Source organism: Allobosea sp. (assembly GCF_035999205.1).
Taxonomy (GTDB): domain Bacteria; phylum Pseudomonadota; class Alphaproteobacteria; order Rhizobiales; family Beijerinckiaceae; genus Allobosea.
The window spans coordinates 81304-106353 of record NZ_DASYHA010000025.1 but is presented as its reverse complement, the minus strand read 5'-3'; the positions used below and the strand labels follow the sequence as shown (position 1 = coordinate 106353).

22 protein-coding genes are annotated in these 25050 nt (G+C 67.7%); 15 read left to right on the top strand and 7 right to left on the bottom strand.

Annotated elements, in window-relative coordinates:
* The first annotated feature begins 2 nt into the window (after positions 1-2).
* The 14 genes from VGN82_RS15885 (at position 3) to pqqC (ending at position 15146) form a co-directional block, all read left to right on the top strand.
* Positions 3-2888, top strand: coding sequence for a flotillin family protein (locus VGN82_RS15885; protein WP_327528014.1), 2886 nt, complete (start codon positions 3-5; stop codon positions 2886-2888).
* A 12-nt stretch (positions 2889-2900) separates the two neighbouring features.
* Positions 2901-3338 carry an SRPBCC family protein gene (locus VGN82_RS15880; RefSeq protein WP_327528013.1) on the top strand — a complete coding sequence of 146 codons (438 nt, stop codon included), beginning with the start codon at positions 2901-2903 and terminating at the stop codon, positions 3336-3338.
* Positions 3339-3342: 4 nt separating this feature from the next.
* A complete protein-coding gene (locus VGN82_RS15875) occupies positions 3343-3795 on the top strand; it encodes an SRPBCC family protein (protein ID WP_327528012.1) in 453 nt (150 codons plus the stop codon).
* 1 nt (position 3796) lies between these two features.
* Positions 3797-4621, top strand: a complete 825-nt coding sequence (locus VGN82_RS15870; RefSeq protein ID WP_327528011.1) for an FAD binding domain-containing protein — start codon at positions 3797-3799, stop codon at positions 4619-4621.
* Positions 4622-4631: 10 nt separating this feature from the next.
* Positions 4632-5114 (top strand): (2Fe-2S)-binding protein, encoded by a 483-nt coding sequence (locus tag VGN82_RS15865; protein WP_327528010.1) that lies wholly within the window; start codon positions 4632-4634, stop codon positions 5112-5114.
* Between the two features lie 11 nt (positions 5115-5125).
* Positions 5126-6889, top strand: coding sequence for a xanthine dehydrogenase family protein molybdopterin-binding subunit (locus VGN82_RS15860; protein ID WP_327528009.1), 1764 nt, complete (start codon positions 5126-5128; stop codon positions 6887-6889).
* Between the two features lies 1 nt (position 6890).
* Positions 6891-7934, top strand: coding sequence for a xanthine dehydrogenase family protein molybdopterin-binding subunit (locus VGN82_RS15855; protein ID WP_327528008.1), 1044 nt, complete (start codon positions 6891-6893; stop codon positions 7932-7934).
* 4 nt (positions 7935-7938) lie between these two features.
* The gene (locus VGN82_RS15850; protein ID WP_327528007.1) at positions 7939-8823 is read left to right on the top strand and encodes an AAA family ATPase; all 885 of its coding nucleotides are present in this window, start codon (positions 7939-7941) and stop codon (positions 8821-8823) included.
* The gene (locus VGN82_RS15845; RefSeq protein WP_327528006.1) at positions 8820-9932 is read left to right on the top strand and encodes a vWA domain-containing protein; all 1113 of its coding nucleotides are present in this window, start codon (positions 8820-8822) and stop codon (positions 9930-9932) included. Before VGN82_RS15850 ends, VGN82_RS15845 begins: the two co-directional genes overlap by 4 nt.
* A complete protein-coding gene (locus VGN82_RS15840; RefSeq protein ID WP_327528005.1) occupies positions 9929-10813 on the top strand; it encodes an amidohydrolase family protein in 885 nt (294 codons plus the stop codon). Before VGN82_RS15845 ends, VGN82_RS15840 begins: the two co-directional genes overlap by 4 nt.
* Before the next feature lie 12 nt (positions 10814-10825).
* On the top strand, positions 10826-11674 hold the full coding sequence (locus tag VGN82_RS15835; RefSeq protein ID WP_327528004.1) for an MBL fold metallo-hydrolase: 849 nt from the start codon (positions 10826-10828) through the stop codon (positions 11672-11674).
* Positions 11671-13272, top strand: coding sequence for an isochorismatase family protein (locus VGN82_RS15830; RefSeq protein ID WP_327528003.1), 1602 nt, complete (start codon positions 11671-11673; stop codon positions 13270-13272). The genes VGN82_RS15835 and VGN82_RS15830 overlap by 4 nt, the downstream gene beginning before the upstream one ends.
* 258 nt (positions 13273-13530) lie before the next feature.
* Complete coding sequence (pqqB, locus tag VGN82_RS15825; RefSeq protein ID WP_327528002.1) at positions 13531-14418, top strand: pyrroloquinoline quinone biosynthesis protein PqqB; 888 nt, start codon at positions 13531-13533, stop codon at positions 14416-14418.
* The gene (gene pqqC, locus VGN82_RS15820) at positions 14415-15146 is read left to right on the top strand and encodes a pyrroloquinoline-quinone synthase PqqC (RefSeq protein ID WP_327528001.1); all 732 of its coding nucleotides are present in this window, start codon (positions 14415-14417) and stop codon (positions 15144-15146) included. The genes pqqB and pqqC overlap by 4 nt, the downstream gene beginning before the upstream one ends.
* Positions 15147-15181: 35 nt before the next feature.
* Here pqqC and pqqE read toward each other — a convergent pair whose 3' ends face one another.
* The 3 genes from pqqE to pqqA all read right to left on the bottom strand — a co-directional run bounded on the left by pqqE (position 15182) and on the right by pqqA (position 16909).
* Positions 15182-16252 (bottom strand): pyrroloquinoline quinone biosynthesis protein PqqE, encoded by a 1071-nt coding sequence (gene pqqE, locus VGN82_RS15815; protein WP_327529155.1) that lies wholly within the window; start codon positions 16250-16252, stop codon positions 15182-15184.
* A gap of 56 nt (positions 16253-16308) precedes the next feature.
* Entirely contained in the window at positions 16309-16602 is a 294-nt protein-coding gene (gene pqqD / locus VGN82_RS15810; RefSeq protein WP_327528000.1) for a pyrroloquinoline quinone biosynthesis peptide chaperone PqqD, read from the bottom strand.
* A gap of 226 nt (positions 16603-16828) precedes the next feature.
* A complete protein-coding gene (gene pqqA / locus VGN82_RS26485) occupies positions 16829-16909 on the bottom strand; it encodes a pyrroloquinoline quinone precursor peptide PqqA (RefSeq protein WP_131856192.1) in 81 nt (26 codons plus the stop codon).
* Between the two features lie 489 nt (positions 16910-17398).
* Here pqqA and VGN82_RS15805 point away from each other — a divergent pair, with 489 nt between their 5' ends.
* Positions 17399-20461, top strand: a complete 3063-nt coding sequence (locus VGN82_RS15805) for an autotransporter outer membrane beta-barrel domain-containing protein (protein WP_327527999.1) — start codon at positions 17399-17401, stop codon at positions 20459-20461.
* A gap of 80 nt (positions 20462-20541) precedes the next feature.
* Here VGN82_RS15805 and VGN82_RS15800 read toward each other — a convergent pair whose 3' ends face one another.
* The 4 genes from VGN82_RS15800 to VGN82_RS15785 form a co-directional block, all read right to left on the bottom strand.
* The gene (locus VGN82_RS15800; protein ID WP_327527998.1) at positions 20542-21633 is read right to left on the bottom strand and encodes an SMP-30/gluconolactonase/LRE family protein; all 1092 of its coding nucleotides are present in this window, start codon (positions 21631-21633) and stop codon (positions 20542-20544) included.
* A 215-nt stretch (positions 21634-21848) separates the two neighbouring features.
* Positions 21849-22799, bottom strand: coding sequence for a 5-dehydro-4-deoxyglucarate dehydratase (kdgD, locus tag VGN82_RS15795; RefSeq protein ID WP_327527997.1), 951 nt, complete (start codon positions 22797-22799; stop codon positions 21849-21851).
* A 125-nt stretch (positions 22800-22924) separates the two neighbouring features.
* The gene (locus VGN82_RS15790; RefSeq protein WP_327527996.1) at positions 22925-23836 is read right to left on the bottom strand and encodes a LysR family transcriptional regulator; all 912 of its coding nucleotides are present in this window, start codon (positions 23834-23836) and stop codon (positions 22925-22927) included.
* A 36-nt stretch (positions 23837-23872) separates the two neighbouring features.
* Positions 23873-24865 carry a Bug family tripartite tricarboxylate transporter substrate binding protein gene (locus VGN82_RS15785; protein WP_327527995.1) on the bottom strand — a complete coding sequence of 331 codons (993 nt, stop codon included), beginning with the start codon at positions 24863-24865 and terminating at the stop codon, positions 23873-23875.
* Positions 24866-25050 lie beyond the last annotated feature (185 nt).

Sequence of the window (25050 nt, the reverse complement as noted above, 5' to 3'; positions counted from 1 at the left end):
ACATGACGGGACAGCTGATCGGATCGCTGATCCTCTGGCTGATCGTGGCGGTGATCGTCATCGCCATCGTCGTCTATCTGGTGAACTGGCTCTATCGCCGTTCGTCGAAGGAGGTTTCCTTCGTCCGCACCGGACTGTTCGGCGAAAAGGTGGTGATCAATGGCGGCGCCTTCGTGCTGCCGATCATCCACGACGTCACGCCGGTCAACATGAACGTGCTGCAGCTCGCGGTGACGCGCGCCAACAACGACGCGCTGATCACCCGCGACCGCATGCGCGTCGACATCGACGCGGAGTTCTATGTGCGGGTGCGCCCGCAGCGGGAATCGGTCTCGGTCGCCGCCGCGACGCTCGGCCGACGCACGCTGCAACCCGACCAGCTCAATGCGCTGCTCTCCGGCAAGTTCATCTCGGCGCTGCGCACGGTCGCTTCCGAGATGACCATGGAGGAAATGCACGAGCAGCGCGGCACCTACGTCCAGAAGGTCAAGGACGCCGCCGCCGAGGCGCTCGACCAGAACGGGCTCGTTCTGGAATCGGTCGCGCTGACCGATCTCGACCAGACCGACCTGCAGTTCTTCAACCCGTCGAACCGCTTCGACGCGGCCGGTCTGACGCGGATCATCGAGGAGATCGAGGACAAGCGGAAGCTGCGCAACGACATCGAGCAGGAGGCGATGATCCGCATCCGCACCCGCAATCTCGAAGCCGAGCGGCAGGCGCTCGACATCGAGCGCGACAGCGAGGCGGCGAGGCTCGAACAGCAGCGCGAGATCGAGATCAAGCGCGCCGTGCAGCGCGCCGAGGTGGCGCGCGAGCGGGCGGCCCGCGACACCGAGGCCGAGCAGGCGCAGATCCTCTCGCGCGAGGAGATCGAGAAGTCGCGCATCGCCAATGAGCGCGCGATCAGCGAGGCGCGCATCGCCTCGGAGCGCGACATCCGCCAGCAGGAGATCGCCCGCACGCAAGCGGTCGAGGAGGCCGAGATCGCCTCGCGCGAACTGGTCGAGAAGGCCCGCATCGCCAATGAGCAGGCGATCAACGCCGCTCGCATCGCCTCCGAGCGTGACATCCGCCAGAAGGAGATCGAGCGCGCCAAGGTGCTGGAGGCAGCCGAGATCGCCGCGCGCGAAACCACCGAGAAGGCGCGCATCCTGCAGGAGGCCGCGGTCAATGCCGAGCGCATCGTCCGCGAGCAGGAGGTGCGGAACCGCGAGATCGAGCGCACCCGGACACTCGAGCAGGAGGACATCGCCGCACGCGAAGCGATCGAATCCGCGCGCATCGCGCAGGAGGAGCGGGTCCGCGCTCTCGGCATTGCACGCAACAGGGCATTGGACGAGGCCGAGATCGCCGCGCGCGAGGCCATCGAAAAGGCTCGCATCGCCCAGGAGGATGCGATCACGGCCGACCGGATCGCGCTCGACCAGCGCAGGAGCCTGCTCGAGATCGGCCGGACGGAAACCGTCGAGGCGGCCGAGATCGCGGCGCGCGAGAGCGTCGAGAAGGCCCGCATCGCGCAGGAGCGGATCGTCTCCGGCGAGCGCATCCGCCGTGACGAGGAGATCCGCAATCTGGAGATCCTGCGAAGCCAGGCGATCGAGACCGCCGAGATCTCGGCGCGCGAGGCGACCGAGGCCGCCCGCATCGCCCAGGAGAAGGCCGTGGCCGCCGAGCGCATCGCCGCTGAACTCGCGACGAAGGAGCTCGAGATCAGGCGCAACGCCGATCTCGACGCAGCCGAATTGAAGCGGCGCGACACGGTCGAGCGCCTGCGGATCGCGACCGAGTTGGGGCTGGAGAAGGACCGCATCGACTCCTCGAAGACCCGCGAGATGCTGCAGATCGCCCAGAAGAAGGCGGTCGAGGTCGCGGAAGAGGAAAGGGCGATCGCGATCGCCGCCAAGAAGGTCGAGCGGACCGACGCAGACAAGGCGCTGCGCCAGGCCGAGATCACGGCACGCCAGCAGGTCGAAACGGTCGACATCGTCCGCGAGCAGGCGCTGGAAGCGGCGCGGATCGAGCGGCGCCGGGCACTGGAACAGCTTGAGATTGCCCGCAACCAGTCGCTGCAGGAGGCACAGATCGCCTCCAACGAGGAGGTCGAGCGGGCGCGCATCTCCTCCGATCGCGGGCTCGACGAGGCCCGCGTCGGCCGGCAGCGCGAATTGCGCAAGCTCGAAATCGAGCGCGAGCGCGAGGTCGAGAGCGCCGCGATGGACAAGGCGATCGCGCTCTACGCCAAGTCGCTGGAGGAGTCTGCCGCGCAGGCCAATGCCGAGATCGCCCGTGCCAAGGCCGTCGAGGCCGAGGAGCAGGTCAAGACCATCCGCGAGAGCGAGACCGCGAAGCGGCGCAAGACCGTCGAGGTCATGCTCGCCGAGAAGGCGGCCGAGGAAGCACGTATCGCCGCCGAGGCTGACAAGATCCGCAAGGCGGTCGATGCCGAGGCGCAGAAGCTGCTCTACGAGGCCGAGAACGTGCTGACCGACGGCGCCCGCTACGGCCTGTTCCGGCGCCGGCTGCTCGACCGGATCGAGGGCATCGTGCGCGAGAGCGTCAAGCCGATGGAGAAGATCGAGGGCATCCGCATCCTCCATGTCGACGGGCTCGCCGGCGGGCTGGGAGCGAGCGGGGCAGGGGGCGCGGCGCGCTCGCCCACCGACGAAGTGATCGAGTCCGCGCTGCGCTACCGCGTGCAGGCTCCGATGATCGACCAGGTGCTGAAGGAGATCGGCATCGAAGGCGGCAACCTCGCCAAGATGGGCGGGCTGATGCGCGAGGCCTCCGACATGCAGCGCGTCGCCAAGGAGGTGCAGCCCGCGAAGCCGAAGGGTGACAGCGGTGGCAAGCCCGGCGCCGACGGCACGTCCGAGACCAAGGCTTGAGGATCGAGCAGCATGGCCCGCGTCTACGTCTCCAGCGTCATCGCCGCACCCGCCGCCAAGGTCTGGGCCCGCGTGCGTGATTTCAACGGATTGCCGAACTGGCATCCGCGCATCGCCGAGAGCCGCATCGAGAACGGCGATCCGGCCGACAAGGTTGGCTGCATCCGCGCCTTCAGCCTGCGCAGCGGCGACCGGCTGCGCGAGCAGCTCCTGGGCCTGTCGGACTACGACATGTTCTGCACCTATTCGATCCTGGATTCGCCGATGCCGCTGACGAACTACGTCGCGACGCTGAGGCTGACGCCGATCACCGATCAGGAGCGAACCTTCATCGAGTGGTCTGCCGATTTCGACTGCGCGCCCGAGCGCGAGGCGGAGCTGGTCGAGGGCATCGGCGCGAATGTCTTCCAGGGTGGGTTCGACGCGCTGAAGCGCGCATTCGGGGGATGAGGCCATGCCTCACGTCGTCCGCAGCACCATCATCGACGCGCCGGTGGACCGGCTCTGGTCGATCCTGCGCGATTTCAACGGCCATGATCGCTGGCACCCGATCGTCGCGCGCAGCGAGATTGAGCGCGGACACCCATCCGACCGGATTGGCTGCGTGCGCCGCTTCTCCCTGCAGGACGGCAGCGAGCTGCGCGAGCAGCTCCTCACCCTCTCGGATCTCGAAATGACCTTCAGTTATTGCCTCCTCGACACACCGATCCCGCTCTTCAACTACGTCGCACATGTCCGGCTGCTGCCGGTCACCGACGGCAACCGGGCCTTCTGGCACTGGGAGAGCCGCTTCACCACGCCGCCCGGCCGCGAGCAGGAACTCGCCCGCATCGTCGGTGACGAGGTCTACACCAACGGCATCGAGGCGGTGCGCCGCCTGCCCGAACTGGTCAGGGAGGGCGTCTGACATGCTCGGCGTGAGAAACTGTACGACGATGGCAGAGGCGGCCGGCATCCTGTCCGGAGACCGCCATGCAGTGCTCCTCGGCGGCGGCACGCTGGTGATGCGCGACGTCAATGAGGGGCGACTGACCGAAGGCACCCTGGTGCGCGTCACCGATCCCGCCTTCCGGCAGATCAATGCCGGCGGCGGGCGGATCGAGCTCGGCGCGGGCGTCACCATGGCGCAGATCCTGGCGAGCCGGGACCTCGCCTTCCTGCACCCCGCCGCGCGCGCCATCGGCGGCCCGGCGATCCGCAACATGGCGACCGTCGGCGGCAATCTCTTCGCCGCCTGTCCATATGGCGACTTCACCGTGGCGCTGCTGGCGCTCGACGCGCAGGTCGTGCTGCACGCGGGCTTCGGCTCGGGTCGGGCTACGCCGCTCGACGAGTTCCTCGCCGGACGCGACCGCGGCACGACACCGGGGCTCGTTGCCGGCGTGCAGTTCTCGCGACCTGCCAATCCCGGCGATTTCCGCTTCCGCAAGATCAGCCGGGTCAAGCCGAAGGGCATCTCCGTACTCTCGATCGCCGCTCATCTGCCGGCGCAGGCAGGACGGATCATGCAGCCGCGCGTCGCCTATGGCGCGATGGCGCCGGCACCGATCAGGGCGCGCGGCGTCGAACGCGCGCTGGAGAACAAGACGCTCGATGCCGCGGCGATCCAGGCGGCGAAGCAGGCAGCGCTCGAAGGCTGTCAGCCCGCGACCGACGCGATTGCGAGCGAATGGTATCGCCGCGAGGTGCTGCCCGTCCATCTCGGCCGGCTGCTCGCCGGCGAACCCCGCTGAGGAGGCTCGCATGGCCAAGATCCCGGTCCAGTTCCGTCTCAACGGCTCCGACCGCGCTGCCTTCGTCGATGCGCCGGAGACGCTGCTCAATACGCTCCGGCGCGGGCTCGGCGACTTCTCGCCGAAATATGGCTGCGGCCAGGGCACCTGCGGCGTCTGCACCGTGCTGGTCGACGGCGAGCCGCAGCTCTCCTGCCTGACGCTCTCCGTCGCCTGCGAGGGCCGCCATGTCGAGACGGCCGCCGGCATGGCCGACGGGCCGAACCTGCATCCGCTGCAGGCGGCCTTCATGGACCATTTCGCGGCGCAGTGCGGCTTCTGCACGCCGGGCATGCTGACCGCGGCGCGGGCGCTGCTGGCGAAGAACCCGAACCCCAGCCGCGACGAGGTGATCGAGGCGATCAGCGGCAACATCTGCCGTTGTACCGGCTACGAGCCGATCGTAGCCGCCATTCTGTCCGCTGCCGGCGCGCCCGGCGCGCGCCGAGCCTGAAGGAGGTCGCCATGGCCACGATGGAGATGCGCAAGGATCTCTTCGCCGACGAGCGCGACGATGATCTCAATGTGATCGGGAAAGGGCTGCAGCGGCAGGATATGCCCGGCCATGTCACCGGGCGGACGCGCTATTTCGACGACCATGCCTTCGACGGGCTGTTGCATCTCAAGGCCGTGCGCAGTCCGCACGCCCATGCCCGCATCCGCTCGATCGACGTCTCGGCGGCGGAGCGCGCGCCGGGCGTCAAGCGCGTGCTGCGCGGCGCCGACGTGCCGGTGAACAAGAACACGCTGCTGAGCCTGATCAATTTCGGCAAGGACGACGAGCCTTCGCTCGCGGTCGAAAAGGTCCGCTACAAGGGCGAGCCGGTGGTCGCGATCCTCGCCGATAGCGAGGCACAGGCGCTGGCGGCGAAGAAGCTGGTGCGGATCGACTACGACCCGCTGCCGACCGTCTTCGACGTCGAGGAGGCGCTGAAGCCGGGCGCGCCCGTCGTCAACGACACCTATCCGGGCAACTACTTCGAATATCACGAGCGCTTCGACCACCAGAAGCTACGCTTCGGCGATGTCGAACGTGGTTTCGCCTCGGCCGACATCGTGATGGAGCATCGCTACCAGATGTCGCCGATCGAGCATGCCCCGACGGAGACCAACGGCACGATCGCCGCGCCGGACCAGAACGGGCGCTACCTGGTGCATTCCTGCGCGCAGGGGCTGTTCTTCTCGCTCGACACGACCGCCAAGATCGTCGGCGTTCCCTCGAACAAGCTGCATTTCGTCGGCGGCACGGTCGGCGGCGGCTTCGGCGGCAAGGTCGACTCGCTGACCGAGCCGCTCGCCGTGCTTGGCGCGATGCTGACGGGCAAGCCCGTGCGCTTCGTGCTCGATCGCGAGGAGGAGATGCTCTACGGCTCGCCGCGCGGCGCCGAGCGCATCTACATCAAGGACGGGCTGATGCGGGACGGACGCATCGTCGCCCGCTACATCCGCAGCTATTTCGACGCCGGCGCCTATACGCGGCTGTCGAGTTACGCGGCGATCAAGTGCACGGCGCATCTGCCGGGGCCGTACTGGATCCCGAACGTCGCCTCCGACGTCCACGTCGCCTACACCAATCGCTGCCCCTCGACCGCCATGCGCGGCTTCGGCGTCACCGCGGTCGATTTCGCGCTCGAGGTCCAGATGGACCGCCTCGCCGAGGCAGCGAACATGGACCCGATGGAGTTCCGCATCCTCAAGGCCTATCGCGACGGGGACATGAAGGCGCATCGGCGCGTCGCCAAGAACACGGCGCTGATCGAATGCGTGCAGGTCGCGGCCGAGAAGGCGAATTGGCCGCTCTCCGAGCAGGCGAAGCGGCAGACGTCTCATACGGGTGGTGCCGGCGAGCGCGGCCAGATCCCGGCAACGGTGATCGACACGAAGGGGCAGATCGGCCGGCCCGACACGCGGGCGGGCACGGCGACCCAGACGTTGCCGGCCGGCACGATGCGCATTCCCTTGAGTAAGCAGCCGGTGATGGATGGCTCGCGCGACGGGCGCGCCGCGCCGACGCAGGTGCCGCGCTACGAGCCGGCCCCGGCCATGGCGCCGCCCGTCCCGCCGGCCTATGCGCCTTCGCCTTATCAGCCGGTCACCGGCCAGCCGGCTCCACCGCCCTATTCGCCCGCGCCGGCAAGCGCAGTGCCACCACCGCCACCCGCCGCCCCGGCCCAGACGCAGCACGGCGCGGTGCGGTTTTCATCCGTCTTCGGAACGAGGAGGCGCTGAAATGGCCCGTTACGAAGGCCGGGGCATGGCCTCGGTGAATTACCCGATCGGCATGAATCTCGGCGGCGATCCGAGCCAGGCGCTGATCCATTCCAACCCCGAAGGCAAGTTCACCGTCGCCCTGTCGGCGATCGATCTCGGCCAGGGCATGAAGCAGGTCTCGCGGCAGATCGCGGCGGAAACGCTGGGCGTGCCGATCGAGGACGTCTTCGTCGACACCGCAGACAGCGACACCGGCCCGCACGACATGGGCTCCTTCGCCTCTCGCGGCACGCATCGCATGGGCAACGCCATCATCGTCGCGGCGCGCGAGGCGCGCGGCGTGCTGCTGGAGGCGGCGGCCGAGGAACTGGAGGTCAACGCCGCCGATCTCGTCACCGACGGGCGCGGCAACATCCATGTCCGTGGCGCTCCCTCAAAGACGATTACGGTGAAGGCGACGGCGCAGGCGGCGCAGTTCAAGCAGGGCAAGACCATCGCGGGCCGCGGCATCTTCTTGATCCCGCTGTCGGCCGTCGATGCCGAGACCGGCGAGATGAACCCGAACACGGCCTTCGCCCATGCCTGCCTCGTCGCCGATGTCGCGGTCGACGACGAGACCGGCGAGGTCGAGGTGCTCGCCATGACCAGCGCCTATGAGCTCGGCCGCGTCATCAACCCGCGCATGGTCGAGCAGCAGCTCGTCGGCGGCGCCTGGATGGGGATGAGCCACGCGCTCTACGAGACGCCGGAGCCTTATTATCCGAGCATCGAGCATGGCCCGCGCGACTTCAACGAATACCTGATGCCGGGGCCGGGTGAGATCGCGCCCTACCACGTCACCGTGCTGGAGCGGCCGGCGCCCGACGGGCCGTTCGGCGGCAAGGGGCCGGGCGAGATGTGCGCCAATCCGGTGCTGCCGGCCGTCGCCAACGCCGTCTACAACGCGGTTGGCGTGCGCGTCGACGAATTGCCGATCACGCCGGAGAAGATCCTGCGCGGCATCAAGGCCAATGGCGGCGTCAAGCCCGGCCCGCGCCGCGGCGGCCCGGTCAACTGGCGCTGACGCCATGGCGCTCCGCACGACCGTCGCCGGCATCTCCAGCCCAGAGGACCTCGCACAGGCCCTGACGGCTGCGATGTATCTCGCCGATGACGGCATCGCGACGGCCGGCTATCTCGCGCTCGCTCTGGGCAAGCCGCTGCTGCTGGAGGGGGCGCCGGGCGTCGGCAAGACGGAGGCCGCCAAGGCCATCGCCGGCATCCTCGGGCGCCAGCTCATCCGCCTGCAGTGCTTCGAGGGCATCGACGCCTCGGCCGCGCTCTATGAGTGGAATTATCCGCGCCAGATGCTCGCCATCAGGCAGGCGCGCGAGGGCGAGCATCTCGACATATACCGCGACGATTTCCTGATCGAGCGGCCGATGCTGACAGCGCTCCGGCGGCCTGAATCGACCGTGCTGCTGATCGACGAAATCGATCGCTCCGACCATGAGTTCGAGGCCTTCCTGCTCGAATTCCTCTCTGATTTCTCGATCTCGATTCCTGAGCGCGGTACGCTTCGGGCCCCCGAGCGGCCGGTCGTGGTGCTGACCTCGAACCGTACGCGCGAGCTGCACGAGGCGCTCCGCCGACGCTGCGTCTATCACTACATCGCCTATCCCGAGCCGGAGCGGGAGGCGCAGATCATCATGCTGCGCTCCTCGGCCGTGGCGGAGGGCACGGCGCGCGCCGTCGTCCACGCCGTCGGGCTCTTGCGCCAGGAGCCGCTTGCCAAGCCACCGGGCGTGGCCGAGGCGGTCGACTGGGCCGAGGCGGCAACGGCACTGGCGCAAAGCGGCGCGCCCTGGCCCGAGGCCTTCCGCCGCTCGCTCGGCACCGCGATCAAGGACGAGGAAGACCTCGCCCATCTGCGTCCGCGCCTGCCGCTCTTCATCCCGGGACTTGCGGCATGATCGCACCCGTTCCACCCGCCGCACGCCTCTTCGTCGCATTCCCGACGCTCGTGCGGGAGCACGGCATTGCGGTCGCGCCGGAGCAGACGGTCTCCTTCCTCGCCGCGATCGAACTGCTGGGGCCGCGCAGCCTCGAGCATGTCCGCAAGGCGGCGGTCGCAACGCTCGCGCCCCATCCGGAGCAGCGCGAGCTGTTCGACGCGCTGTTCGACGCACATTTCCTCGGTGCCATCGCCGAGCCGGGCGACGAGGATTTCGCGCCCGATGACGAGATGTCCGTGCAGGACGATTCGGGCTCCCGCGAGGTGCTGCTGGGGGAGGAGATCAACGAGACCGGCCAGGCGGCGACCGGCGCTGAAGCACTGTCCGTCCGCGTGCTGAAGCCACTCGACGATAACGCGACGCTGCGACGGTTCGGCCGGGCGCTGCCCGCGGCGCTGCCGCGCCGGCGCGGCTATCGCCACCGCACGGCGCGGCGCAGCGCGACGGTCGATCTCGCGCGCAGCATGCGCGACGCCATCCGCCACGATGGCGAGGTGATGAGCCTGAAGAAGCTGCGTCGCGTGACGCGGCCGCGGCCGGTCCTGCTGTTGATCGACGTCTCTGGCTCGATGAAGCAGCGCAGCGATGCCAATCTCGCTCTGGCCCATGCGGTGATGCAAGCCGCGCCGCGCGCCGAGATCTTCACCTTTGGCACCCGACTAACGAGGGTCACGAAGGCGCTGCGCCGCAGGCGACGGGAGCAGGCGCTGGTCGATGCGGCCGGGCTGGTGGCGGACTGGGACGGCGGCACGCGCATCGGCGATGCCCTGCAGGCCTTCCTCGCCGTGCCGCGCTTCGCATCCTACGCGCGTGGCGCGGTCGTCGTGGTGCTCTCGGATGGGCTGGAACGGGGTGACCCTTCTGCCCTCGTCGCCGCGATCACGAGGCTGGCGCAGCGCGCCCACCGGATCGACTGGCTGACGCCGCTCGCCGCCGACCCCGCCTATCGGCCGGAGACGGAGGCGCTGCGGCTGATCGCGCCGCATCTCGCCAGCCTCGGCAATGGCGCCACCACCGCCCGCATCTGCCGGCACATTCTCTCGCTCGGAGGCTTAGCAGCGGCATGACCGGATTTGTCGATTCCCATTTCCACATCTGGCGGCAGAAGGATCTGCCCTGGCTCGTCGGGCCGATGCAGCCCCGCATCTTCGGCCCCTACGAGCCGATCCAGCGCGACTATCCGGTCACCGAGTATCTCGCCGACTGCCGACCTTCGGGGATCACCGAGGCGGTTTATGTCCAGGCCAACTGGGCTCCGGTGCGCTTTCTCGACGAGGTCGAGTTCGTCTCGCGCGCCTCCGACGAGACCGGCTTCCCGATCGCGATCGTCGCCTATGTCGACATGCTGGCGGACGACGCCAGGCCCCAGTTCGATGCGCTCGCTCGCAATCCGCGGGTCCGCGGCATCCGGATGCAGCTCCACTGGCACGAGAACACGCTCTATCGCTTCGCCAGCGGGCCCGAATTGGCTCGTGATCCACGCCTCGTGGCCAATGTCGGCCGGCTGGCGGATTACGGTTTCAGCTTCGACCTCCAGGTCTTCGCCGGGCAGATGGCAGGGGCCGCGGACCTTGCGGCGGCCTGCCCGGGCGTCACCTTTGTCCTCCAGCACGCCGGCATGCTGGAGGATCTCAGCCCCGGCGGCCTAGCCACCTGGCGCGCCGGCATGACGCTGCTCGCCGCTCAGCCCAACATCGTCAGCAAGCTCTCCGGGCTTGGCACCTTCCTGCGTCGGAACGACGCCTCGCATATCCGCCTGATCGCCGTGCAGACGCTGGCGCTCTTTGGCGCCGAGCGCTGTCTCTTCGGCTCCAACTTTCCAATCGAGAAGCTCTGGACGACCTATCCGGAGCTGATCTCGGCGCATCTCGCGGCCGTGCCGGAGGAGGCACACCAGGCCGTATTCAACGAAACGGCGAGGCGGGTCTACCGCCTGCGACAGGACTGAGGGGAGGGACGCATGGCGCTCGAAATCAAGATCCTCGACTACGGCGATATCGAGCTGGAGGCGAGTTTCCTCGTGCTCGGGCGCGATTGCGGCCGGACACGCCGGGTTCCCACCTACGGTTTCCTCATCCTTGGCGGTCCCTGGCCGGTGGTGGTCGATACCGGCTATCGCCACAACCAGATCATGGAAAGCCTCGGCATGCGCGGCCTCCAGTTCCACGAGAACATGATCGAGAACCAGCTCGCGAGGCATGGCGTGCGGATGGGCGATGTGCGCTACGTCATGCACACCCATCTCCATATCGACCATGCCGGGAAGGACGAGCTCTTCCCGATGAACACGACGGTGATCGTCAACCGCCGCGAGCTCGAGTATTCGGTCTCCGGTCTGATGCACCCGCAGTATCCGGCGCCCGACATCAAGCATCTGATCGACCGGCTGCATACGCGCGACGCGCTGCGCTTCGAGGACCTGGAATTGTCGGGGATGATCGAGCAGTTTCCCGGCTGCTATCTCGAGGCTGCCGGCGCCCATACCGAGGGCTCGATGAACGTCCATGTCGACACGGCCGAGGGCCGCGCGATCATCTGCGGCGACGTGATCTACGACTTCAACGACCAGATCGTGACGCCCTTCCACGAGCTCCACGCCAACGAGCCGCGCACCACCGGCAATCACGGCGTCTCCAAGCGCGAGGAGAAGGCGGCGATCAAGAAGCTGCTGGCCAACGGTGCGTTCCTCCTGCCGGTCCATGACAAGCCGGCGAAGATCGCCCATGGCCAGGTCGTCGGACGCATGGACATGGCAGTGCCCGGGCCGGTGGTGCAGTCGCTGCCGGCGCGCAACTGGTTCGCGGCATGACCACGCACACCGCAATCCGCCCGCAATTCGCCGAGCTGATCGACCTCTGGGCGCCGGTGCGTCAGCTCGGCAGCGGCTTCGAGTTCTGCGAGGGGCCGCTCTGGCATCCGCAGGAGCAGCACCTGCTGTTCTCGGACATGCCGGGCGATGTGCGCAGGCGCTGGGATCGCGGCGGCGTGCGCGAGGTGATGCGTCCGGCCAACAAGTGCAACGGCATGACCTATGATGCCGAACTGAACCTCATCGTCTGCGAGCATGCCACCTCCAGCCTCGTCCGCGAGCGGCCGGACGGCAGGCGCGAAGTGCTGGCCTCGCATTTCGAGGGCATGGAGCTCAACAGCCCCAACGACGTGGTCGTGAAGTCGGACGGCTCGATCTATTTCTCCGACCCCTGGTACGGTCGCATGCCGGTCTTCGGCGTCGAGCGGCCGCGGCAGCTGGGCTTCCAGGGCGTCTACCGTATCCCGCCCGGCGGCGGAGAGCCGCAGCTCCTGGTCGATCGCTATCTCTTCGATCAGCCGAACGGGCTTTGCTTCTGCCCCACCGAGGACCGGCTCTTCGTCAACGACACGGTCCAGTGCAACATCAGGGTCTTCGACATCCTGCCCGACGGCAGGCTCGGCCCGCCACGCCTCTTCGCCTCGGGCATCGTCTCATCGACCGAGCCCGGCGTGCCCGACGGCATGAAATGCGACGCGCAGGGCAATATCTGGGTCTGCGGGCCCGGCGGCGTCTGGGTCTATTCGATCAAGGGCGAGCTGATCGGCAGGCTGCGCGTGCCCGAACTGGTCGGGAATCTGACATGGGGCGGGCCGGACTGGCGCACGCTGTTCCTGACCGCCTCGCATTCGCTCTACGCCGTCGAGACCAAGGTCGGGCCGCGTCTGGAGCCTTACATGAAGGCGCGCGGTCGCGCCTCCGCGGCGCGCCGGGCGGGAGCTCCTGCGCAGGCAGGCGTCGCTCGCAATGGCGCCAACAAGGCCGCGCCTGGCTACCGGTTGGAAGCCGCGCGCTGTGCATTGCTGATCCAGGACATGCAGAACGACGTGGTGATGGAGGGCGGCGCATTCGCCGCCTCCGGCTCGCCCATGCATTGCAAGGAGCAGAACGCCATCGGCAATGCGGCGCGTCTGGCGCAGGCGGCACGGGCGCGGGGCATTCCGGTGATCCATGTCTGGTTCGTCGTCGATCAGGGCGCGGCCGGCGTGACGATGAACGCGCCGCTCTTCGAGGGGCTGGCCGACGCCAATGCACTGGTGCGTGGCACGTGGGGCGCGGCGCCCGTGCCGGGGTTGGAGGCGCAGGGTGGCGACCATGTCGTCGAAAAACAGCGCATGAGCGCCTGGGAGGGCACGCGGCTGGAGACGGTGCTCAAGGCGCTTGGCCGCGACATTGTCATCGTCACCGGTGCCTGGACGAACATGTCGATCGAGCACACCGCCCGCACCGGCGCCGACAAGGGCTATTTCATGGTCGTGCCGGAGGATGCCTGCTCGACGATGAACGCGGAGTGGCACACCGCCTCAGTCAACTACGCGCTGCAAAACGTCGCGGTGGTGACCGACGTCGACGCGGTGATCGCCTCCACCGGGGGGTGATGTCGGTGACAGGCGGTTCCGCGCTGCCGACGGCTTCCGAAACGGCGAGGGCCGTAGCGATAAGCGCGACGATGCCCTAGTCTTCTGACCGGAGCACGAGGGCGGCGGCATCCGGGCCCTTCCACTCCAGGTCTTCGATGGGGGCGGCGGGCATGTCCTGGGTCGCATGCGGGATCTGACGCAACGGTTCAGGCTCCGGAGCGGGCGATGGACATCGTCCTGCGTTGCGCTCACGAGCCTTTGGCCTGAGGCGCACCGATGAAGGGCCTCGTTCTCGGCACGGCAGCAGGTGGTGGTTCTCCGCAGTGGAATTGCCGGTGCCGGGTCTGTGCGCTCGCCTGGAGCAAGGATCCCCGCGTGCCCTGGCGCACGCAAACGAGCCTGGCGGTGACGCTCGACGGCGAGAGTTGGGTCGTGCTGAACGCGTCGCCCGATCTCGGCAGCCAGATTCGCGCGACGCCTGCCTTGTGGCCGCGTGAGCAGCGGCATTCGCCGATCGGCACGATCATCCTAAGCAGTGCTGAGATCGACCATGTCGCCGGGCTGCTTCACCTGCGCGAGCGACAGCCATTCGACCTGATCGCGCTCGAGCCTGTTCTGGATGCGATCGACGCCAATCCCATCTTCGCGCCGGTGCCGGCCCGACGCGTCGCCGCAACCGCATTGGGGGCCATCGAGATGCGTGGCGGGCTGACGGCGGAGTTGTTTCCCGTTCCCGGCAAGGTGCCGCTCTACCTCGAGGACGGCGCGCCGCAGCTCGAGTCTGAAGCCGGAGAGACGGCCGGCATCCGGGTCAGCGGCGGCGGGCGATCGATCGTCTACATCCCGGGCTGCGCCGCCTTGTCCGCGGAGGTGCGCGCCAGGGCCGACGCCGCGGACATCCTGTTTTTCGACGGCACCCTGTTCACGGATGACGAGATGATCCGCGCCGGTGTCGGCGAAAAGACCGGCCGCCGCATGGGGCACATGCCGATCAGCGGCGCCGGCGGCTCGCTGGAATGGCTGGAGGGGGTATTGGCGGCGCGGAAGATCTACATCCACCTCAACAACACCAATCCGGCGTTGATCGAGGGGTCGCCGGAGCGTCTGATCATCGAGGCTGCGGGTGTCGAGGTTGCTTTTGACGGCATGGAGGTGAGGCTGTGACCGCTCTGCTATCGCCCGAGGAACTGGAATGGCGCCTGCGCGAAGTTGGCGAGGAGCGCTATCACGACAAGCATCCCTTCCATGCCCGACTGCACTCCGGCCATTGCAGCAAGGGCGAGGTTCAGGCCTGGGCCCTCAACCGCTTCACCTATCAGGCCCATATCCCCGTGAAGGATGCGTTCCTCATCGCCCGGGCTGGGAACCCCGCGCTCCGGCGGGCCTGGCGCCAGCGCCTGATCGACCATGACGGCGACCGGGATGGCGAAGGTGGGATCGAACGCTGGCTCCGGCTCTGCGAAAGCCTGGGTCTGGCGCGCGCGGATGTGATCGCGCATCGCGGCGTGCTGCCCGCGACCCGCTTTGCCGTCGATGCCTATGTCAATTTCGTGCGCGAGCGCCCGCTGCTCGAGGCGGTCGCCTCTTCCCTGACCGAGCTGTTTTCGCCGAAGGTCATCCGCCACCGCGTCGAGGGCATGCTGGCGCATTACGCCTTCGTCAGCCCCGAGAGCCTGAGCTATTTCACCGCCCGCCCGGAGCAGGCAAGGCGCGATGTCGAGACCGCGCTCGCCTATGTTACGGCCCATGCCCGCACGCCGGCCGAGCAGCAGGCGGTCATCGCTGCGCTGAAATTCAAATGCGACGTGCTCTGGGCCATGTTGGACGCGCTCCATCATGCCTATGTCGAGCCCGGCCATATTCCGCCGGGCGCCTTTGTGCCGGCGGGCTGAGAGAGACACGGACCCCTGCTTAGTGGCCCGATGCGTCAGGCGCCCTGATAGCTCCGGTAGATGAAATCACGGCGCTCGGAGCCGGCCTCGGCTTCAGCCAGCCTGACAAGTTCCGCGTGCAGCGGCGACAATGAACAGGCGGGGTCGGTCGCGGCCGCATCGCCCGCCAAGGCCATGGCTTGGCAACGGCAACCGCCGAAATCGAGCTCCTTTCTGGCGCAGCTCCGGCATGGCTCCTTCATCCAGTCCGTGCCCCGGAAGGCGTTGAATGCGGCGCCGCGATACCAGATCTCCGACAGGCTTGCGTTGCGCACATGGTCGAATGTCATGCCCGTGATCGTCTCGGCCGCGTGGCAGGGCAGGGCACGGCCCGAGGGCGTGACATTCATCAGCCGCGCGCCCCAACCGCCCATGCAGGCCTTCGGATATCGGGCATAATAGTCGGGTAGCACGCAGTCGATGACGAGGCGCCCGGCCGTCCGGCTGCGAGCCTCTTCGACATCCGCCATTGCGGTTTCGACCTGCTGGCGCGTCGGCATCAGCCGGGCGCGATTGACCAGGCCCCAGCCATAGTACTGGACATGGGCGATCTCGATCCGCGCCGCGCCCCACGCTTCCGCAAGCCGCACGAAGTCGGAAATCTCATGCACGTTCTCGCGATGGATGACGGCATTGACGGTGAGGCGCAGCCCGAGCCGGGCGATGTCGGCGGCGACGGCATGCTTGCGCTCGGACGCCCCCTCGTAACCGGCGACGCGATCGCAGGTCGTCGCGTCGATGGCCTGCACCGAGAGCTGGATATGGTCTAGCCCCGCCTCGGCAACCGCGTCCAGCAGGGCCGGCTGAAAGCCGACGCCCGAGGTGATCATGTTGGTGTAGAGCCCGGCGCCATGCGAATGCGCGACCAGTTCGGCGATATCGCGCCGCAGCATGGGTTCGCCGCCAGAAAAATAGATGTGCAGGACGCCGAGCGCCGCTGCCTCGTCGATCAACCGCTTCCACTCTGAGGTCGGGAGCTCGCTCGAGCGACGCTCCAGTTCGAGCGGGTTGGAGCAATAGGGGCAGCGCAGGGCGCAACGATGCGTCAGCTCCGCCAGCAAGCCCATGGGCGGCGACTCGGGCGGTGGCGCCGGAATGGCTTGTGGGAGCGTTTCGACATCGCTCACAGATCGATCATCCTCTGATCGGCGAGGCCGCGCAGAAAAGCCATGACATCGGCAGAGATCTCGTCGCGATCCGCCTCGAAGGCCGTCGCCAGATCCTGCGCAATGGCTTCTACGCTGCGCACGCCGTCGACGCGCTGCAGGATCTCGAGCGCGATCTCGTCAGGCTCGAAGACGCGCTCGGGACCGAGCAGGAACCATTGCTGTCGGCTCTCGTCGAACCGCAGACGAACGCCCCGAGGAAGGACCGGAACGATAGCGGCGATATCGACTGTCCTGATGTCGGCGTTCATGGGGCGGCGGCTCGCGCGAAATTGTCAAATCCCGGAGCCAGGGTGCCGGGAGCAGGTCGGCGACGCAGGGGCGCGCCGCATGCACGCGCACAGAGCAAAAATCCCGTCCGCCCTGCGGACGGGATACGGAACAGCGCTGACGCCGCATCCGTCCCACGACGCCGGCTTGGGAACGGCGCCACTGGATTTCGCTTCAGGCGGTAGCCTGGTTCTCAGAACAGAAACGTCAGAGCTGCGCTGGTGCGTAGGAGGTCACTTCGCAGCCGACAGTCACTTCGATGATCGCGGGTTTTTTCCACTTGCGCATGATCGGTATCTCCGGATCGACGCCAGCCTTCGCCAACGAAAGCCGTGGAAGCGTACACCCGCCGGTTGCCCGTTGCAAACGAAGCGGGCTTCCCCGTCCGGTGATGCGTACCAGTGACGAGGACGCCCGGCGGTCGTTCATGCGGTGCCGGTGCTGCCTGCGCCTCTCACCGAAACATGGCGCGAAGCGACCCGTAGCATCTGGGCCACAGCAAACAATTTGCACTGGTTCCCCCTTGAGCCGGCGCCTCTCTTGTCGGAGGTCTCAAGTATCGCCGGGGGGCGACTACTGTTTGATTCGTCGCCCGCTGCGTGGCGCCCGGGTTGTCCGGCCGCATCTGCTTGGGTCTCCGCGAGGCACGCCGGAAAGCGGCCTGTCGCAGCCACTTCGGCTGAAATCGGACCGTGCATCCTTCCCCGCATTCGCAAACTTGCCTGTTTGTCCAACCGGGCGGATGGGCTCTCCAACTGTATGATCAAGGACACACCGATGCCTGCCGCCTTCGAGACACGGGCTCCTGCCGGCCTTGCCCGGACAGCCGAAACCGCCCGCGCTCTCCGTCTGCGCAACCTGCTGCTCTGTGGCGTCGCCTGCATCTGGGCGACCGGTGCGATGGCCGATGGCGGCGTCGGCGCTGCGGGCGATCTGACCTTTGGCGGCATCGGCGGCGTTGATTCCGTCGCGGGCGCTGGCGGCAACGCCACCCCATCTGCCCTGACTGCCACTGGCGCCGGCGGCGCCGGCGGTGGCGCCGGCGCCACCGGCGGCTCTGGTGCCAGGGGCGTGGCCACGCTGAACAACCCCGCGGCGGCCGGCGGAGCCGGCGGAGCGATGGCGGGCCAGGATGGCGCTGATGGAGTCACCTTCGTCGGCAATGGCGGCGGTGGCGGCGGCGGCGGTGGCGCGCACGGCTATCTAGGCAGCAGCTTGCCGACCTCGGCGGTCGCCGGCGGACGTGGTGGTGCCGGCGGCGTTGGCGTTGGTGGCAACGGAGACGGCGGTGGCGGCGGCGCAGGCGGATATGGCGCTGTCCTCAACGGTACCCAGAGCACGAGCGCCTTCGGCTTCAACATCACCGGCGGGCAAGGTGGTGCCGGCGGAGCGGCTCTCGCATGGGGCGGCAATGGCGGCAGCGGCGGCATCGGCCTCCACGCGACCTCTGTGCTGCTGCTCACGTCCGGCACCATTCGTGGCGGCGACGGCGGCATGGGCGGCGCTGCTGGTGTCGGAGCCAGCAGCAGCAGCGCCCGAGCGGGCCATGGCGCAGCCGGTGGTACGGGCATCGTCGGCATCAACTCGATCCTGACCAATCGCGGCACTGTCGTCGGCGGCGCTGGCGGCAACGGCGCCAATGGCGGCGTCACGGGGGGGCGGGGCGGCAATGGCGGAGCGGGTGGCGCAAGCTTTCTAGGCAGCGATACAAACTTCACCAATATCGGCACGCTCGCTGGCGGTCGGGGTGGCAATGGCGGCAATGGTGGAACCCTCGCCGGCTCCTGGGCCGGGTCGGGCGGGGCTGGCGGAGCCGGCTTCTCGGCCAGCAACGCGACGCTGCGCAACGACGGCACGATCACAGGCGGCAACGGCGGAGCGCGCGGGACGATCGGTCCGGTTGCCGGCACCGTCGGTGCCGGAGGCGTTGGTGTCACGGGTTCGAACCTGACCGTGGTCAACAATGGGACCATCGCCGGCGGCCTGTCGGGGGACGGCGCGACGCGCGCCAACGCCATCACCTTTACCGGCGGGGTCAACACGCTCGAGCTCTGGGGTGGCTCGGCCATCATCGGCAACGTCCAGGCGTTCAGCACCGCTGACACGTTCAGGCTGGGCGGCTCGGCCAGCGGCAGCCTCGATGTTTCCCAGATCAACGGCTTCGGCATCTATCAGAAGACCGGGGCGAGCAACTGGACGCTGACGGGGACCAATGCGTCGGCATTGCCGTTCACCATCTGGGATGGCCGGCTCGCGGTGAACGGCTCGCTCGCCAATTCGACGTTCACGGTGCTCGGCGGAACGCTCGGCGGCAGCGGCACGGTCGGCGCCACGACGGTCCAGGCCGGCGCCACGATCGCGCCCGGCAATTCAATCGGCACGCTCACCGTCAACGGCAACCTCACGCTGGCGCCGGGCTCGACATATGCGGCCGAGATCGGCGGCAACGGCAGCTCCGACCGCATCGCTGTCACGGGCAAGGCCACGGTGTCGGGCAGCAACGTCATCGTCTCGGCGATCGACCCGCAGGGGCTCTACAAGCAGGGCCAGCGCTATACCCTGATCACCGCCGCGGGCGGGATCGAGGGCGGCTTCGCCAGCGTCACCTCCAGCTCGGCGTTCCTCAATCTCGCGCTCGATGCGCAGACGGGCGCGATCGGCCTCAACGTCAGCGCCAAGCCTTTCGGCACGGCCGCCGACAGCCGCAACCAGCTCGCAACTGCCGGCGGGCTCGACAGCCTACCGCAGCTCGGCGGCACGCTGCTGCTGTACAACAGCGTCCTCGTCCTCGACGCTGCTTCGGGTAGGGCTGCTTTTGATCAGCTTTCGGGTGAGATCCACGCCTCGGCCAAGACCGTGCTGGTCGAGGAAAGTGCCGCCGTGCGCGGGGCTGCGATCGACCGGTTGCGCTCTGCCTTCGGCACGGTCGGCTCGGCCCCGATGGCGACGATGAACTACGGCTTCACCGCCGACCTCGCGCCGGCCGTGAAGGGCCCGATGCCGACGCTGCGCAGCGACCGCTTCGCCGCGTGGGGCCAGGGCTTCGGCGGCTTCGGCCGGACGGACGGCGACGGCAATGCCGGCACGCTCTCGCGCTCGACCGGGGGACTGATGCTCGGCGCCGACCTAGCGGTCCTCGACACCCTCCGTATCGGCGTACTGGCCGGCTACAGCCACGACCGATTCGACGTGAACAGCCGTCTGTCGTCGGGCGAAAGCGACAACTACCATCTCGGTCTCTATGGCGGTGGCCAGTGGGGCGCGTTCGGCCTGCGGCTCGGCGCCAGCTACACCTGGCACGACGTCACGACCCGTCGCACGGTCGCCTTCGCTGGCTTCGGCGACGCCCTGCGCAGCAGCTCCCACGCGGGGACGGCCCAGGTCTTCGGCGAGGTCGGCTACCGCTTCGATGTCGGCCAGATCGCGCTCGAGCCCTTCGCCGGCCTGGCCTATGTCAGCCTGCACAGCGACGGGATCCGTGAGATCGGCGGCGCTGCGGCGCTCTCCGGCCGCGGCGACGACACCAATGTCGGCTACTCCACGCTCGGGCTGCGCGCTTCGACCAATGTCAGCCTGAACGGGATGGACCTGACGCTCCGTGGCGCGCTCGGCTGGCGCCACGCCTTCGGCGACGTCGATCCGGAGACGACGCTGGCCTTCGCGGGATCCAACGCCTTCACCGTCGCGGGGCTGCCGATCGCGAAGAACGCCGCTTTGGTGGAAGCAGGGCTCGACTTCGCTGTCGGCAAGAACACGACGGTCGGCCTGTCCTATACCGGCCAGCTCGCGACCGACGCCCGCGACCACGCCTTCAAGGCGAACCTCGCCGTCAGGTTCTGACGCGCGGTCGGCTTCGGCCGGGCGTGGCTGATGCGGGCGCCGACCGGGTCGTTTCGACCCGTTCGGCGCCCGTTTGGTATCTAGACCGCGCCATGCGCCTCGACATAGAGCGCATAGAGCGAATGCGAGCTCGCCATGTAGAGCCGGTTGTTCTTCGGGCCTCCGAAACAGAGATTGGCGCAGCGCTCCGGCAGGCGGATGAAGGCCAAAGGCTTGCCGGCCGGGCTGAACACCATGACGCCGTCGAGGTCTTCCGGCTTGCCACGCAGCGTGAAGACTTTGCGGCCGCCAATATCGGTCGGCTCGGCGTTGAGCGCTCCGTTGCTGCCATAGCCGCACCAGAGATTGCCATCGCGATCGACCTTGAAGCCGTCGAGCGCGCCGAAATCGGCGGCGTCCACGACCTTGGTCTTGTTCGAGACCTGCCCACTTTCGCCGACATCGAAGCTCCAGATCGAGCGGTTCGGCGTGCCGCGCCACTCGACGACATAGAGCTTCTTCTCGTCGGGCGAGAAGGCGAGCCCGTTGGGATTGACGAGGTCGGTTACCACGGCGGTCACCTTGCCGTCGGTTGCGATGCGGTAGACGTTGGTGGTCGCCTGCTCCGGCCTGGCGCGCGAGCCTTCCCATTCGCCGTTGATGCCGAACAGCGGGTCGGTGAACCAGACTGTGTCGTCCGACTTCACCACGACGTCGTTGGGCGCGTTGAGGCGCTTGCCGTCGAACGCGTCGGCGAGGACCGTGATCTTGCCGTCCTTTTCCGTGCGGGTGACGCGGCGCGTCACCGAATGCTCGCAGGTGACGAGGCGGCCCTGCCGGTCGCGTGCATTGCCGTTGGCGAAGTTCGCGTTCTCACGGAAGACGGTGAAGCTGTTCTTCCCCTCGTCGTATTTCATGATGCGGTTGTTCGGGATGTCGCTGACCAGGACGGCGCGTTCCTCAGGCAGATAGACCGGGCCTTCGGCCCAACGCATGCCGCTGCCGAGCTGCTCGACCGTGCTCGAATAGATCCGGTATTTCGCGAAGGACGGGTCGAGGATTTCGACCGCCGGGTCCGGATAGCGCTGGTTCGGCTTGAACGGGAATTCCTGCGCGAGCGCCGCGCGGGCGGAGAGCGAACCGGCGGCGGCCGAAAGGCCGCCGAATACGAGCTTGCGACGTGACAGCTTCATGAGCGTTTCCCCGGGAGTGATTGTTTTGGTTCTTGTCCGGGCACGACCGCAGCGGCGTGCCCGGCGTGCAGCCTTACCATACGTCGTGAAGTTTGAAATCTGAAATTTCAGAATGGGTGCGGCTGTTGCGTGCTCCTGGCTACTTGTCGGGACGGGCTCGGGCAGGGATCCCGGGTCGACCTGCGGTCGCCCGGGATGACATCTGCCTGCGATGCTCAGGCAGCGGCGAGTTCGCGGGTAGCGAAATCACCCTTGTCGAGGCGGGCGACCAGCGCCGCGAGCTCGGCGACCTCGACCTCGGTCAGGTCCGTCAGCGGCGCTCGCACCGGGCCGGAATCGCGGCCGATCACCTTCATGCCGGCCTTGATGATCGAGACTGCATAGCCGCGCTTGCGGTTGCGGATCGCGATCAGCGGCAGGATGAAGTCGCGCAGGCCGGCCTGCACGGTTTCGCGGTCGCGGCGGCGCACGGCGGCATAGAACTTCGTCGAGAAATGCGGGACGAAGTTGAACACGGCCGAGGAATAGGTGGTCACGCCCATCTCGAGATAGGGCAGGGCGAAAGTCTCGGCCGTCGGCAGGCCACCTACATAGGTCAGCCGGTCGCCCATCCGGAGATGGATGCGCGTCATCAGCTCGATGTCGCCGACGCCGTCCTTGAAACCGACGAGATTGGGATTGCGCTCGCAGAGCTTCGCCAGCGTGTCCTCGTTGATGATGGCGTTGTCGCGGTTGTAGACGATGACGCCGAGCTTGGTCGCCTTGCAGACGGCCTCGATATGGGCGGCGAGCCCCTCCTGCTCGGAGAAGACGAGATAGGGCGGCAGCAGCAGGATGCCGTCGGCGCCGACCTTTTCGACATCGGCTGCGAGCTGTGTCGCGACCTGCGTGCCATGGCCGACGCCGGCCAGCACCGGGACCCGTCCACGGGTCTCGGCGACCGCAGTCCCGACGACCTTCACCACCTCCTCGGGCGAGAGCGAAAAGAACTCGCCCGTGCCGCCGGCGGCGAAGAGCCCCGCGACCTCATAGCCGCAAAGCCAGTCGAGGTTGGAGCGATAGCGTGCCTCGTCGAAGACGTTGCCCGCAGTGAAGGGCGTCACGGGAAACGACAGGAGACCGTCGCCGATCGTCCGGGCCATCTCCTGCGGGGTCATCTTGGTCATGGTCTCGTCCTTCGCTGGCTGATGGCGAAGAAGTAGACCAGGATCGATGCCGATAGAGACCAATCACTGTATCGATCGATGCCGAGATTGGATGGCGCGCCGGTGTGCCGTCCCGGAGTCCTCCCTCAGGCCGAGGGGGCAGGTCGCGGCGCGGTCGCAAGGTTCCGCGCCAGCGTCGCAACTGTGGGCAGGAGCGGATTGTCGTTGTCCTCGCGGCTGACGAAGTAGAGTTCTGCCGCGCGCTGGCTCGGCAGCGTCAGGCGGCGGAGAACGACACCGCTGAAATGCAGGCTCTCCGCCGCCTCCGGCACCATCGCGACACCGACGCCGGAATGCACCATGGCCAGGATCGAATGGATCTGCGCGAGGTGCTGCACATAGTCCGGCACGAGCCCGGCCCGCGTGAACAGCTCCACCACCAGATCGTGGAAATAGCGCGCCTCGTAGGGCGCATAGGTGATGAAGGGCTCGACCGCGAGATCATCGAGCGAGATCGCCTCGGCCCTGGCGAGCGGATGGCCGGCGGGGACTGCGGCGATCATCGGTTCGGCGCAGACGCGGAAGCTGCGCAGCCCCGTGCGGGGAACGGGCGGGCGCAGCAGCCCGATATCGATCTCTCCGGAGTCCAGGCGCTTGAGCTGGTCGCCGCTGACCATCTCCTTCAGGGCGATCTCGACTTCCGGCAATTCGCGCCGACAGGCTGCGACGAGCTGCGGCATGTAGGAATAGGCCGAGGCCGCGGTGAACCCGATATTGATCGAGCCAGCCTTGCCCTTTGCGACGCGCTTGGCGAGCAGCGCTGCGCTCTCGGCCAGCTTCAGGAGGCGGCGCGCCTCGGCCAGGAAGCTCTGACCGGCCGGCGTCAGCCGAACCGTGCGATTGCTGCGCTCGAGCAGGGCGACGTCGAGGATGCGCTCGAGGATCTGGATCTGCCGGCTGAGCGGCGGCTGCGTCATGTTGAGGCGTGCAGCCGCCCGGCCGAAATGCAGCTCCTCCGCCACTGCGACGAAGCAGCGGAGCTGGCTCAGTTCGAACATCGCGCCTCCTTGCCCGGTGCCGGATCGCGCCGACGCTCAGTTCTGGATGCTGATGCCGGCCTTGTCGATGATGCCCTTGAACTTCGCGAGCTCGGAAACGGCCTTCGCCCGCGCTTCGTCGGCCGTGGAAGGTGTCGCTGCGGCACCGAGTTCCTCGAAACGACCGACGACCGCCGGATCCTGCAGGACCGCCCGCATCTCCACGATGAGCTTGTCGCAGATCTCCTTCGGCGTGCCTTTCGGCGCCAGGAACCCGTTCCAAGACGCGATGTCGAAGCCCGGCAGTGTTTCGGCCAGCGCCGGGATCTCGGGCGCGATCTTGGCGCGTTGGGTCGTGGTCACGGCAAGGCCCCGTATCGTTCCGGCCTTGTAGTGAGGGTAGGGCGAGGTGAAGTTGTCGAAGGTGATCTTCACGTTCCCGGCGATGACATCCTGGATCAGCGCTCCGGAGGAGCGATAGGTGACGTGCTGCATCTTCACCCCCGCAAGCTGCATGAAGAGCTCGCCGCAGAGATGGATCGACGTGCCGATGCCCGACGAGGCGAAGGCCTCCTTGTTCGGATTGGCCTTCAGATAGGCGATCATCTCCGCGACGTTCTGCGCCGGCAGCGACGGGTGGCAGCACATGAAGTTCGGCTGGGACGAGGCGAGGGAAAGGAACTCGAAATCCTCGAGCGGCCGGAATGGCAGCCTCTCCTTGTAGAGGCTGGGGTTGATGCCGTGCGTCGACGGCGTCGTCATGCCGATCGTGTAGCCGTCGGGCGTGGCCTGGGCGAGGGCCGCGACACCGGTGTTGCCGCCGGCGCCGGCCCGGTTCTCGATCACGAAGGTCTTGCCCATCCGCTGCGACAGCTTCTCGCAGACGATGCGGCCGATCAGGTCGGTGGTGCCGCCCGCACCGAACGGAATGATCACGGTGACGGGCTTGGCCGGGTAGCTCTGGCCAAAGCCGCTGCGTGCCAGGAACGGCGTCGCGAGCGCGCCGCCTGCAAGCCCGAGTGCTGCGCGGCGGGTCATGATGGGCTTCATCGAAATCCTCCCCGGATGTGACGCGGCATTCTTGCCGTCTGCACGTCAGAGTAGGTCCGGCGTGGCCCTCCGCAACATCCTTCGCGCTATGGTGCGATCCAAAAAAGGTATCTTTCCATTGCCAAACTAACTCACCGCAGCATCGTGCCTGACCTATCCTCCGGTTTCGAAGCGGCCAGAAGACC

What these genes read in the sequence shown, in the direction of transcription:
- VGN82_RS15885 (WP_327528014.1), top strand. Translation starts at nt 3, where the DNA reads ATGACGGGACAGCTGATCGGATCGCTGATCCTCTGGCTGATCGTGGCG.
- VGN82_RS15880 (WP_327528013.1), top strand. Translation starts at nt 2,901, where the DNA reads ATGGCCCGCGTCTACGTCTCCAGCGTCATCGCCGCACCCGCCGCCAAG.
- VGN82_RS15875 (WP_327528012.1), top strand. Translation starts at nt 3,343, where the DNA reads ATGCCTCACGTCGTCCGCAGCACCATCATCGACGCGCCGGTGGACCGG.
- VGN82_RS15870 (WP_327528011.1), top strand. Translation starts at nt 3,797, where the DNA reads ATGCTCGGCGTGAGAAACTGTACGACGATGGCAGAGGCGGCCGGCATC.
- VGN82_RS15865 (WP_327528010.1), top strand. Translation starts at nt 4,632, where the DNA reads ATGGCCAAGATCCCGGTCCAGTTCCGTCTCAACGGCTCCGACCGCGCT.
- VGN82_RS15860 (WP_327528009.1), top strand. Translation starts at nt 5,126, where the DNA reads ATGGCCACGATGGAGATGCGCAAGGATCTCTTCGCCGACGAGCGCGAC.
- VGN82_RS15855 (WP_327528008.1), top strand. Translation starts at nt 6,891, where the DNA reads ATGGCCCGTTACGAAGGCCGGGGCATGGCCTCGGTGAATTACCCGATC.
- VGN82_RS15850 (WP_327528007.1), top strand. Translation starts at nt 7,939, where the DNA reads ATGGCGCTCCGCACGACCGTCGCCGGCATCTCCAGCCCAGAGGACCTC.
- VGN82_RS15845 (WP_327528006.1), top strand. Translation starts at nt 8,820, where the DNA reads ATGATCGCACCCGTTCCACCCGCCGCACGCCTCTTCGTCGCATTCCCG.
- VGN82_RS15840 (WP_327528005.1), top strand. Translation starts at nt 9,929, where the DNA reads ATGACCGGATTTGTCGATTCCCATTTCCACATCTGGCGGCAGAAGGAT.
- VGN82_RS15835 (WP_327528004.1), top strand. Translation starts at nt 10,826, where the DNA reads ATGGCGCTCGAAATCAAGATCCTCGACTACGGCGATATCGAGCTGGAG.
- VGN82_RS15830 (WP_327528003.1), top strand. Translation starts at nt 11,671, where the DNA reads ATGACCACGCACACCGCAATCCGCCCGCAATTCGCCGAGCTGATCGAC.
- pqqB (WP_327528002.1), top strand. Translation starts at nt 13,531, where the DNA reads ATGAAGGGCCTCGTTCTCGGCACGGCAGCAGGTGGTGGTTCTCCGCAG.
- pqqE (WP_327529155.1), bottom strand. Translation starts at nt 16,252, where the DNA reads ATGGGCTTGCTGGCGGAGCTGACGCATCGTTGCGCCCTGCGCTGCCCC.
- pqqD (WP_327528000.1), bottom strand. Translation starts at nt 16,602, where the DNA reads ATGAACGCCGACATCAGGACAGTCGATATCGCCGCTATCGTTCCGGTC.
- pqqA (WP_131856192.1), bottom strand. Translation starts at nt 16,909, where the DNA reads ATGCGCAAGTGGAAAAAACCCGCGATCATCGAAGTGACTGTCGGCTGC.
- VGN82_RS15805 (WP_327527999.1), top strand. Translation starts at nt 17,399, where the DNA reads ATGCCTGCCGCCTTCGAGACACGGGCTCCTGCCGGCCTTGCCCGGACA.
- VGN82_RS15800 (WP_327527998.1), bottom strand. Translation starts at nt 21,633, where the DNA reads ATGAAGCTGTCACGTCGCAAGCTCGTATTCGGCGGCCTTTCGGCCGCC.
- kdgD (WP_327527997.1), bottom strand. Translation starts at nt 22,799, where the DNA reads ATGACCAAGATGACCCCGCAGGAGATGGCCCGGACGATCGGCGACGGT.
- VGN82_RS15790 (WP_327527996.1), bottom strand. Translation starts at nt 23,836, where the DNA reads ATGTTCGAACTGAGCCAGCTCCGCTGCTTCGTCGCAGTGGCGGAGGAG.
- VGN82_RS15785 (WP_327527995.1), bottom strand. Translation starts at nt 24,865, where the DNA reads ATGAAGCCCATCATGACCCGCCGCGCAGCACTCGGGCTTGCAGGCGGC.